We start from the raw sequence: 7,363 nt of genomic DNA on the forward strand, positions 1-7,363 counted from the left end.
GGCCGCTCAACGCCGCGAACGCGCCCGCATCCGCAGCGAGAAAGGCATCCGCTGGGGCGGCCGACCCCTCGCACCCGCAGCCTGAACCTCACCCAACCCGGCGATCATTTCCGGTCACAGCACTAGCCGGGGCCAAAAGGGGGTGAGCCGCGAGCTATGTGCCCAGGGCATCATGGATCTTGCTGTTGACCTGCTCACGCTGACCGTCCAAGCACTTGGCGTAGACCCGCAACAGCACATCCACGCTGTGGCCGGCGCGCTTGGCGACTTCGGGAGCCGGGACGCCCGCATTCAGCCAGAGCGAGACTGCCGCGTGCCGCAGATCGTACGGTCGGGCAGCCAGCGACGAGGCGACCTGTTCGGGAGTGAGCGCGAGCTTGCGGGCTTCCTGCCAGACGTAGGAATACGCCGAGCTGGAGTAGGTCCCACCGGTGCCAGTGCTGAAGATCCTGCCGTCCTTGGCAGTCCCGTACTCGGCGATGTGCTCGCGGAGCATGGCGACCAGGACAGGCGGGATCGGGATCTCTCGCGTCTCCTTGTCCGCGCGGTGCTTCAGGCTGCGCGACTCATGTGTCTCGCCGGAGTTGGTCCAGCGCTTCGTTCCCTGTGGCCGTGCTCGCTCCAGGACGATCAGGCCCCAGCCCGACTCCGGCAGGGTGCAGTTCCTCAGCCGCAGGTCCGCGGCCTCCTCCGGCCGGAGCGCGGCGTAGTACATGCACGCGAACAGCGCCCTCAGCCGGAGGCCACGCTTCCGACCGACGCTGGGCACGGCGTCGAGGAGCTGCCGCGCCTGGGCCGGGTTGACCACTGTGCCGGGATCGACGACCGTCACGGCCTTCGGCGCCGCCCGCTTGATCTCGTTCAGTGGGTCGTGCCCGAACACCTTCTGTGAAGTCACCGGGATGACCGCCGGCCAAGCCAGTGCCCACATCAACGCAGCCTTCTCTCTGTGGCGATCACGTTCGACCCGCAACTGGACCCTCGACCTGAGCATCCTCACCGACGCAGGCGTCGCCCTCACGCCGCCTCCTGGGCGGGCCAACCGCGCAGCCGAAGCACAGCGACGCCTGACCGAGGTGCAGCAGGTCCCCCCGGACTACGGACTTGCCTCCGGCCCCTGCCCCCTGCCCCGGCCCGTCCACGCCACGAACCTCGCCCCGAGAAGCAAGCCCCTCCCCCAGCTGTATGCAGGGATCCAAGTGGCTGCCCGAATGGCTACAGCACTGGCTGGCGGACCCACGAGACACTCGCTGAACCTGCCGCGCCAACCCGAGAGCTGCTGACGTTGATGACGCGCGATAATTCCAGCGCCTCCGCGCGGGCATTGTCCCAGCGGGCTCTCATTCGGCGTCGTTCAGGGCGGCCGCGAGGTTTCCCGTGCGTAGCTCTTGCTGTTCGACCCATCTCTTTCCCTCGGCGGCGATTCCTTCTAGAACGTGGAGGGTGTGGGGCAGCCCTGCGGCGTCCAACGACACCTTGGACACCGCGCCGGGGACCTCTCCCTGCTGTAGCTCCTCCATCCCCGAGCTCACCTCGACACTGATCTCATCACCGTTCACGAGTGAGAGCTGAAAGACGCGTTCGTCGTTGTCCGACTGGCTGACCCGTACGGCGGCGACCGTTTCGAAGCGGTAGTTGAGCCGCTGCCGGTCGTGGAAGGTGCCGTTCATGAAGTCGAGCGTGACGGTGAGCTGGCGGACGCCTTCCTGGGTAATGAGGAAGACCAGCAGCTGGTACCTCTTGTAGCGCCATGGGCCACCTTGTAGGCGTGCGCGTGCGCTCGACCGGGCAGGAGCCTCGATGAAGGCGTGCGCGATGACATGGCTCATGGTCAGCCTGTAGTGCCGCAACGCCTCGTCGAGGAGCGCTTTCCTGTCGCAGTCGAGCCAGCCGGCCATCTCCTCGTCGCGGGGCTTGTCCGCCATCTTCGCGCGCCAGCGGGCCAGGGCAGCCAGGTCGCCCTTGTAGGTCTGGTCGCTCTCGGTCTCGTCGGCGGCGTAGCGGCGGCGCTCAAGGATGATGTGAAGCCACGCGCGGGAGCCGACCCATCCGGAGATCAGCAGGAGGAGAATCGTGCCGATGGCCGGCAGGGGCTCGACCGGCACGGCGCTTACCACTGCCCAACCGCCTCCACTTGCGAGAGCGAGGAGTCCGAGTATCGCCAGAGCTTTCGTTGGCCCGGGCGTGGCGAGTTCCTCTCGGTAGCTCCACAGCGTGCCTCGTCGATGGCGGGCACCGGCCTCGCTCGCCCGGTGCCGAATGAGCCAGGCGAGGCGCTCGACCCCGATCCGCATTCCTCCGTAAACCGACGCGATCTCATCGCGCAGGCTGCGGCGGATCCCCGTTGTGCGGGCCATCCAGCTGTCACGGTCCACACCTGGCGGCAGGTAGATGGCGTAGTAGTGGTCGATGCGGTTCTCCGCCTTCTTGGCGAAGCTGCCGAGCCCGGCCTCGCTTTTGAGCCCCAGGTACTCCCTGTCTTTGGCGCGACGGCGTACGACGCGGAAGCGCCAGTCCGCGGCGTTCGGCGCACCGACGTAGGCGCCCCCGAGACCCAGCACGTAGGCGAGCATTGTGAGAATGCGACCGCTCTGCAGGATCAGATAGCCCAGGTGGGCTGTGGCCATGACGAGCACGACTGTCGCGGTCAGGGCCTGGGCCCGAGTGGCCAACGATGTGTCGGGGGGCTTCGGGGCCCGGCGCTCAGGCGCCTTCGGCGCCGGATGGAAGAACTTCCAGATCCGATCCTTTCGGTCATCGGCCATCTGTTCCGTCTTGGCCTTGGTCAGCGCGAGGTGCCACAGATGGTCTTCGATCGGGCCGTCGAGGTATAGCTCCAGGTGATCGAGGATCAGGCTGCGTTGCGGTTCGCGGAGCGCGTCGAGGTCTTTGACGACGACCCGGATGTCCTCCTCGGCCTTTCCCGCCGATTCCAGGAGCCGGTCGATGATGCGGACGCCGTCCCGCCACGGGTCGTCGCCCGAGAGCCGCATGATGGCGCGCCGGTCACGCAGTTGGGCGGCTTCGTCCTTGGTCAGCTCGTGCCGCGTCCGGCCGCTCACCATGGCGAGCAACCAGTAGAAGTAGACCTCGTTGGTGGCGTAGTCGACCCTGGCCTCGTTGATGAGTTGCCGGGCGGGTCCGGGCATGCGGCCTTTCAGAAAGGAGACGCCGGCCCGGAACTTCTTCTCGGGCGGGTCCTGCGGGCTCGTCATGTAGATGACGTCGCCGTGCACTGTCCCTGCCTGCACTCCGATGTGGGAGTCCGTGGCCGCGTTCTCGACGTGGTGCCCTGGATCTGTCATGACAGGGACTGCACCAGGGCAATGATGACGGTCAGCTCCGCGGCCAGGTCGGCGACGTCGCCGACGAGCCCGCGCAGCTTCTTCAGGGCCAGGGTCAGCGTGTTCTCGCGGTCTGGCATCTTCGTCTCCAGTGCCTGGTCGGCCGTGACCAGTTCCCTCTCGGCGGCCTTGTACGTCGCCTCGTCCAGGCGCCCGTTCGCCCACGCCTGCCAAAGGCGGGTACGGAACCCGGCCAGCGCCTCGGGCAGGTCCGCCGGCCGGGACGTCTCGGGGGTGATCCGGATACCGCCGTGCACGATACCTGCCTGCACGCCTACGTGGGCGTTCCCCTTGGCGATGTTCCTGACCGTCTCGGACATGGCGGAGCTCCTTGTCGTGGGTTCGTCGGTGCACAACTCCTCGGCCAGAGCCGCGGCGAACGTGGCCGCGTTGGCGGCGGCTCGCGGCTGCCACAGCTCGCGGTCTGTGGCTTCCTTGGTGCCGTCGGCCCGGTCGCTGATGCCGCGGATCACGACGACGGGCAGCGCCCGGTTCAGGTGTCCGGCCTGTGCCACGCCGGCGCCTTCCATCTCGATCGCCCGTGCGTCGTTGTAGTGGTCGCGGATCCAGCGGGCGTGCTCGGAGAGCCGGGAGTTCAGGACCACCTCACCGGCGGCGATCGCCCCGAAGTGCACATTCGGGCGAGGGTCGAGCCCTTTGGCCCAGGAACCGCCGCGGTGCAGGTGCTGGGCGATCTGCTCGGCGGCGTGCGAGGTCTGCCAAACGCGAGGGCGGCTCTTGAAGCCGTCGTCCTCGCTGGTGCCGCCGTGGAAGGCGTAGACATGCGTGGCCACCACAACGTCTCCGAGAGCGATGTGCGTCTGCAGCGCACCGGCCACGCCCACGAAGAGGAGAGCCGCCGGCCGGAACTCGGCGATGGCGCGTTCGGCCAGCACCGCGGCGGCATGGTTGCCCTTGCCGACCTGCGCCAGCGCCACCTCGCATCGTCCATCCGCCAGGCGGCCCACCTCGAAGAGGGTGCCTTGCGGGTGCCGGCGCAGGCGCAGGCCGGCCAGCTTCTCTCTGATCGCCTGGTATTCCAGGTCTAGGGCGGTGAGGATCACGACGGGGCTCACTGCACCGGCTCCTTTCCGTTCGGCGAGTCGACGGGACGGATCATCGGGGGATAGAGGACGTCTTGCGGGCCGGCTCTGAACAGCCGGGCCGGTCGTCCGGTCGCGGCCTTGCGCGCCGAACCGGCCGGGATGATGAAACCGCCGGTTTTCTTGATCTTTCGGTAGAAGTTCCGCGGGTCGAGCGGCATGCCCCACACCGCCTCGTACACGTCCTTGAGGTCGGTGAGCGTGAATGTCGGCCCGCAGAAGGCCGTGGCGAGCGCGGAGTGCTCCAGCTTGACCCGGGCGCGCTCGACGCCGTCCGTGACGATGCGGCGATGGTCGAAGGCGAGCCGCAGATCACCAGAGAGCACGAGGTCGGTGGGTTGCCAGCAGGCGTCGGTGGCGTCGGTGCCGGCGGTCGGTTCGGGCAGCCTCGGGGCGATGGCGAGGAAGGCGACGCTCACCACGCGGCCTCGCGGGTCACGGTCGGGGTCGTCGTAGACGCCCAGTTGCTCCAGCCGGAGTGTCTCGACGTTCATGTCGGCCTCCTCCGCCAGTTCTCGATGAGCCGCGGCGACGAGGCTTTCTTGGGAATGCTGAAGGAAGCCGCCCGGCAGCGCCTGGGTGCCCTTGTATGGCTCGATGCCGCGCTCGATGAGCAGCACATGTAGACGCGAATCACGCAATGTAAGGATCACCAGGTCAACAGCGAGCAAGATGGCTGGCGGCTCCCATCGGTCTTCGCTCATGGCCCGACCCTACGTTTTTGTCAGTCGGACAAAAAGTAGCGCGGGGGTTAGCTTCAGCCATCCCCCAGTGATGCGCCGGGCGGAAACATCTCCCCCAGACCGCAGGAGTTCGCCTGCTTCCCGCCGCGTTCCAGGGCTGGCACGTCGGTGACAGTACGCCGCCCTTCCGACAATTTCGGTGGCAGCCATGCGGTTGCGTCCACGGGAGTGGTGTAAGGGTTTGACCTGGTCACATGTGTGGCGGCCGTGAAATAGGGACGGCCATCGCGTGATCCTTTGAGTGCTATCCGAGATCAAAGGAGAGGGCGATGGCCGTAGACAACAGTGTGACGGCTGGTCAGTGGCTGGCGAAGCAGATCGAGACAAGCAACCCCGATGTGTTGCGATCCATGGTGAAGACCATGGCCGAGGCGTTGATGTCAGCCGAGGCCGACACCTTGTGCGGAGCACCGTATGGGGAGCGCAGTCAGGAGCGGACCAACAGCCGCAACGGCTACCGGGCACGGGAGTGGGACACCCGCTCCGGCACGATTGAGCTGGCCATCCCGAAGTTGCGTCAGGGCTCGTAACTTCCCAGACTGGCTGCTGGAACGCAGGCGGCGGGCCGAGCAGGCGCTGATCAGTGTGGTGGCCACCTCGTATCTGCTGGGCGTCTCGACCAGGCGGGTGGACAAGCTGATCGACCAGCTCGGCATCATCCGCCTCATCGGGGCGGTGCTGGCCGAGCAGACCGACGAGTGGATCGAAGCCCGCCGCTACATGGGCCTGGAGCCCTCATCAGATCCCGCCTGCAGCTCTTGCCCCGCGACATGCCTACACAGAACCAACTTCCACGGCCTATCGCCGGGCACACCAGACGGTTCGCCGTCACGGGACTGCCATCCATGGCCGGCGCAGGTGTGCGGTGGCCAGCACGGTGTGTCTGCGACGCGCCATCTCGAGAAGCCTCTCGCGGGTCCTGCGCGCGGCCTCCGGGTCTGCCTCGTACCGGTATGCCACCGTCGGGTCAACCAGCTGAACCGCATGCACCAGGGCGTCGCCGGTGATGACGACCTGATCGCGGTCGCCGTCGATGATCACCGACTGGTGGCCGGGTGTGTGCCCCGGTGTTGGTGTCACGCGGATCGACCCGCCCAGTCCCCCGCGGGCCGTTGCGAGCCGCGCCGCACCGTCCACCTGCTGAAGCTGCCCGGCGGCACGCAAGGGATCGACGACGTATGAGAGAGCCGTATCGCCGGCCGGCAGCGCGGCGACCTCGCTGCGTTGGATGACGTACCGGGCGTTGGGGAACATGGGCGTGCCGTCCGGCCCGACGGACCAGCCGTAGTGGTCCTCGTGGAGATGGGTCAGCACCACGATGTCGATGTCGGCCTCGTCGATGCCGGCCTGGCGCAGTTCGGACGGGAGGCGGCCCGGGGTCGGAGCCCAACTGGAGGCCGGGCTGTCGGCGGGCCCTACCCCCGTGTCGACGAGCATGAGCCGGTCCCGTGGTCCGCGGACCAGGAAGCAGCGGAAGTCCAGCTGCCAGGTCTCCCCGGCTCCGAACGCGTCGGGGTCGATGCTCCGGGCGAGGTCCCAGTCGTGCGGCGTCGCTCCGGGAAACGCCTGCTGCCGGTCCAGGAAGAACGGCCCCGAGGCGTCGATTATCGGTATCACCTGGAACGCGCCGACAGATCGCGACAGCACCGCCGTCCGCTCCATCGACCGGGCGTCCGCCCGTCGGGCGATGCCCACGGAGCCGGCGACCGTGGCGGCCATGGCGGCGAGCAATGTCCTGCGCCGGAGTCCGGCAGGTGTCTCACGCATGTCGATGCCTTTCGCCGAAGTGCACCTCTGTTGACTGACTGAGCCGATCAGGCCCGCGACCGACGTTAGAACCGTGGCGGCATGCCGGTGCCACCCGCGCGGGCGACCGGCGTGATCCTGTCGGTTCGTGACCGGACACTGTCGCCAGGCGGGCCGGTGGGTCTTGAGGTCGAGGAAACATCTGCGCGAGCTGCTGTGGCCCTGCAGCCTTCGTGGGTCGCCTTTGTCGATTTTCGGAGGGTGTCGTGGCGATCGAGTTCCTGACCGATGAGCAAGTCAGCTAGTGCTGTGACCGGAAATGATCGCCGGGTTGGGTGAGGTTCAGGCTGCGGGTGCGAGGGGTCGGCCGCCCCAGCGGATGCCTTTCTCGCTGCGGATGCGGGCGCGTTCGCGGCGTTGAGCGGCC

At 67.6% G+C, this 7,363-nt stretch carries 5 protein-coding genes and 1 pseudogene; 1 reads left to right on the top strand and 5 read right to left on the bottom strand.

The window, feature by feature from the left end:
• Window positions 1-154 precede the first annotated feature (154 nt).
• The 4 genes from MTP10_RS41660 to MTP10_RS41675 all read right to left on the bottom strand — a co-directional run bounded on the left by MTP10_RS41660 (window position 155) and on the right by MTP10_RS41675 (window position 5,151).
• Window positions 155-931, bottom strand: coding sequence for a tyrosine-type recombinase/integrase (locus tag MTP10_RS41660; protein WP_310717432.1), 777 nt, complete (start codon window positions 929-931; stop codon window positions 155-157).
• Window positions 932-1,340: 409 nt separating this feature from the next.
• The gene (locus MTP10_RS41665) at window positions 1,341-3,236 is read right to left on the bottom strand and encodes a hypothetical protein (RefSeq protein WP_310717433.1); all 1,896 of its coding nucleotides are present in this window, start codon (window positions 3,234-3,236) and stop codon (window positions 1,341-1,343) included.
• A gap of 65 nt (window positions 3,237-3,301) precedes the next feature.
• Complete coding sequence (locus MTP10_RS41670) at window positions 3,302-4,420, bottom strand: 5'-methylthioadenosine/S-adenosylhomocysteine nucleosidase (RefSeq protein ID WP_310717434.1); 1,119 nt, start codon at window positions 4,418-4,420, stop codon at window positions 3,302-3,304.
• Window positions 4,417-5,151 carry an NrtR DNA-binding winged helix domain-containing protein gene (locus tag MTP10_RS41675; RefSeq protein WP_310717435.1) on the bottom strand — a complete coding sequence of 245 codons (735 nt, stop codon included), beginning with the start codon at window positions 5,149-5,151 and terminating at the stop codon, window positions 4,417-4,419. The genes MTP10_RS41670 and MTP10_RS41675 overlap by 4 nt, the downstream gene beginning before the upstream one ends.
• Window positions 5,152-5,459: 308 nt before the next feature.
• Here MTP10_RS41675 and MTP10_RS41680 point away from each other — a divergent pair.
• Window positions 5,460-5,922 (top strand): annotated as a pseudogene (locus MTP10_RS41680) (transposase); the annotation flags it as partial.
• 96 nt (window positions 5,923-6,018) lie between these two features.
• Here MTP10_RS41680 and MTP10_RS41685 read toward each other — a convergent pair.
• Complete coding sequence (locus MTP10_RS41685; RefSeq protein ID WP_310717436.1) at window positions 6,019-6,957, bottom strand: MBL fold metallo-hydrolase; 939 nt, start codon at window positions 6,955-6,957, stop codon at window positions 6,019-6,021.
• Window positions 6,958-7,363: the final 406 nt, after the last annotated feature.

The organism is Nonomuraea sp. 3-1Str, assembly GCF_031570565.1.
Lineage (GTDB): Bacteria > Actinomycetota > Actinomycetes > Streptosporangiales > Streptosporangiaceae > Nonomuraea.